This window comes from Acidovorax sp. KPB24-03 (assembly GCF_057546605.1).
The window spans coordinates 1-954 of sequence record NZ_BAAJYR010000769.1 but is presented as its reverse complement, the minus strand read 5'-3'; the positions used below and the strand labels follow the sequence as shown (position 1 = coordinate 954).

Genomic DNA, 954 nt, shown 5'->3' with positions numbered 1-954 from the left:
GACGTGCGCCGCGATGCGGTGGACGTGGCCCTGCGCTACGGCGCGCTGGCCGACTCGCAACTGATCGCCCGGCCGCTGTGCATCACCCGGCGCGTGGCCTGCGCCGCACCGGCCTACCTGGCGCGGCGGGGCGTGCCCCGGCACCCCGCCGAGCTGGCGGGGCACGACTGCCTGACCCTGCACATCGCCGGCCGGCGGGAGGTGCGCTGGCATTTCGAGCGGGCGTCCGATGGCGAGGCGGTCTCGGTGGCCGTGGAGGGCGAGCGCAGCGTGGACGACGGCTCCATGGCCCATGAATGGGCGCTGGCGGGCGGCGGCATCGTCTACAAGTCGGCGATCGACGTGCGCGCCAGCCTGCGCTCGGGCGCCCTGGTCGCGCTGCTGCCCGATTGGCGGGGGCAGCGATATGCCCTGCACGCCGTGCTGCCCAGCCACCGGTTCATGCCGGCGCGCGTGCGGGCGCTGGTCGATCACGTGGCGCAGTGCTGCGCAGCCCTGGTGGCCGAAGAGGCTGCGATGCCCGGCCATCCCGGCTGGGTGGCGCTGCCGTGACGCCGCGCGCCTTTCTTTGATGGTCGGGCCGCCATGCGCGCCCGGCCCCGGCGCCGATAATCCCCCCGCCCATGAATGCGCTGCGCACGCCCTTCCTCACCGCCCGCTGGGTGCTGGCGTGGTTTGCTTTGGCGCTGGGCGTGGCCGCGGTGTCGCCCCTGGTGCACCCGCAGTCGCTGATGGTGGTGTGCAGTGCTGCGGGCGTGTTCCAGCTCGTGGCGCAGGACGATGGCACTGCGCCCGATGGTGGGGGCCTGCACACGCTCGACTGCGCGCTGTGCCTGCCGGGCGGCGCCCCGCCGCCGGCGCTCCGGGTGCGCGCCGCGCCGCCGCAGCCGCTGGCCCATGCCGTTCAACCCGTGGCGGCTGCGCGCATCGCCGCCCTGGTGGGCGCGCCACTGC

The 954-nt window shown here is 75.6% G+C and carries 2 protein-coding genes; both read left to right on the top strand.

Features of this window, described 5'->3' with window-relative positions:
• Positions 1-552, top strand: a 552-nt coding sequence (locus AC27KI_RS25865; RefSeq protein WP_487116697.1) for a substrate binding domain-containing protein, incomplete at its 5' end; no start/stop codon positions are given.
• Between the two features lie 71 nt (positions 553-623).
• The coding region (locus AC27KI_RS25860) for a hypothetical protein (RefSeq protein WP_487116695.1) at positions 624-954 on the top strand (331 nt) is incomplete at its 3' end.